This window comes from Microvirga sp. P4_G7, assembly GCF_056401005.1.
In genome coordinates, this window is sequence record NZ_JBFUKD010001109.1 from 1 (window position 1) to 680 (window position 680).

1 protein-coding gene is annotated in these 680 nt (G+C 61.1%); it reads left to right on the top strand.

Features of this window, described 5'->3' with window-relative positions:
- Positions 1-680, top strand: a 680-nt coding sequence (locus AC1DT3_RS23335; RefSeq protein ID WP_477467532.1) for a calcium-binding protein, incomplete at both ends; no start/stop codon positions are given.

The following is a 680-nucleotide window of genomic DNA, read 5'->3' on the forward strand; positions in this document are numbered from 1 at the left end:
AGTTTTCGACAATCGCGAGGGCACACTTCGGGATAGTTTCATCTCGATCGGCAACGGCAAAAACACGATCTGGAGCGGCGCTGGGGATGACGTCGTCGTCGGATCAAACGGCTCGGACTTCATTGACGCAGGCTCGGGCAACGACTTGGTAACGCTCACTATCGGAGCGTCAAACGTGCGGATCGATCTCACATCCACAGACGCTCAGGAGACGGGCGTCGGCACAAAGACGATTCTCAGTGTTGAAAACCTCTTCCTGATGGGCACGGGCGACGCCGCCGTCAAAGGGACGGACGCGGGTAACTTMATCGATAGCAGCGCTGGCAATGACGTCATCGATGGGGGCCTCGGGAACGATACGCTGCGCGGGGGAGACGGCAATGATACGCTGCTCTTCACTGGCGCCTTGGGTGCTCGTGCAGACCTCTCTCAGCAGGCCGTTTACCAAGTCACCGGATACGGGCTCGACAATTTCTACGGGTTCGAGAACCTCGCAGGCGGTTCCGGCAACGACTGGTTCACCGGCGATGCCAACGCCAACGCGCTGACTGGCAACGGCGGCAACGATACGCTCGACGGTGGCCTCGGCGACGACACGCTCGACGGCGGCACGGGGACGAACGTCGCGAAGTTTTCCGGCACGGCCGCGGAATCCCAAGTCGTCGACAACGGCGACGGCA